This window comes from Comamonas sp. SY3 (assembly GCF_041730275.1).
GTDB lineage: Bacteria > Pseudomonadota > Gammaproteobacteria > Burkholderiales > Burkholderiaceae_C > Comamonas > Comamonas sediminis.
This window is the reverse complement of the sequence record NZ_JBGTYN010000053.1, coordinates 1-1,380: the sequence shown is the minus strand read 5'-3', so window position 1 is coordinate 1,380 and position 1,380 is coordinate 1. Positions and strand designations below refer to the sequence as shown.

Here is a 1,380-nt window from a genome sequence, read left to right as displayed (position 1 = left end):
GGCCTCGTGATCTGCGGCAAGCAAGCCATTGACGACGACGCCAACCAGACCGGCCAGATGCTGGCCGCGCTGGGCGACCTGCCCCAGGCCACCTTCGCCTCCAAGATCGAACTCGCTGGCGACAAGGTGAGCGTGACGCGCGAAGTGGACGGGGGCCTGGAGACCCTGTCTCTGTCGCTGCCCGCCGTCATCACCACCGACCTGCGCCTGAACGAGCCGCGCTACGTCACCTTGCCCAACATCATGAAGGCCAAGAAAAAGCAGCTCGACACCGTCAAGCCAGAAGAGCTGGGTGTGGACGTGAGCCCGCGCCTGAAGACCTTGAAGGTGCAAGAACCCGCCAAGCGCGGCGCCGGTGTGAAGGTGCCCGATGTGGCCACCTTGATCGACAAGCTCAAGAACGAAGCAAAAGTAATCTAAGCCTGCCGCTCAAAAGGAAACCTACAAATGACCGCTCTCGTTATTGCAGAACACGACAACCAAACGATCAAGACCGCTACGCTCAACACCGTCACCGCAGCGCTGGCTTGCGGCGGCGATGTGCATGTGCTCGTCGCTGGCGAAGGCGCAGCAGCTGCAGCCCAAGCTGCAGCGCAGATCGCAGGCGTAGCCAAAGTCATCCTGGCCGAAGGCCCGGCGCTCAAGGATGGCCTGGCTGAAAACCTGGCCGCGCAAGTGCTGGCCATTGCCGGCAACTACAGCCACATCCTGGCGCCAGCCACCGCCTCGGGCAAGAACGTTGCCCCGCGCGTGGCCGCCAAGCTCGACGTCGCCCAGATCAGCGACATCACCAAGGTGGTGAGCGCCGACACGTTCGAGCGCCCCATCTACGCGGGCAACGCCATTGCCACCGTGCAATCGATCGATGCCACCAAGGTCATCACCGTGCGCGGCACCGGCTTTGATGCCGCCGCGGCCACCGGTGGCTCGGCGCCAGTCGAGAACGCCGCAGCGGTTGAGGGCAGCGGCAAAAGCAGCTTTGTGGGCCGCGAAGTGACCAAGAACGACCGCCCGGAGCTGACGGCCGCCAAGATCATCGTCTCCGGTGGCCGCGCGCTGGGCAGCGCCGAGAAGTTCAACGAAGTGATGACCCCGCTGGCCGACAAGCTGGGCGCGGCCATTGGCGCCAGCCGCGCAGCGGTGGATGCGGGCTACGCGCCCAACGACCTGCAAGTGGGCCAGACCGGCAAGATCGTCGCGCCCCAGCTGTATGTGGCAGCGGGCATCTCGGGCGCCATCCAGCACTTGGCGGGCATGAAGGACTCCAAGGTGATCGTGGCGATCAACAAGGACGAAGAAGCGCCGATCTTCAGCGTGGCGGACTACGGCCTGGTGGCTGACCTGTTCGACGCCGTGCCCGAGATGGCCAGCAAGCTGTAA

General features: G+C 64.6%; 1 protein-coding gene and 1 pseudogene. Both read left to right on the top strand.

All coding sequences use genetic code 11. From position 1 onward, the window contains the following. Nucleotides 1–420 (top strand): annotated as a pseudogene (locus ACCQ08_RS25980) (electron transfer flavoprotein subunit beta/FixA family protein); the annotation flags it as partial. A 27-nt stretch (nucleotides 421–447) separates the two neighbouring features. Further along, nucleotides 448–1,380, top strand: a complete 933-nt coding sequence (locus ACCQ08_RS25975; RefSeq protein WP_373451380.1) for an electron transfer flavoprotein subunit alpha/FixB family protein — start codon at nucleotides 448–450, stop codon at nucleotides 1,378–1,380.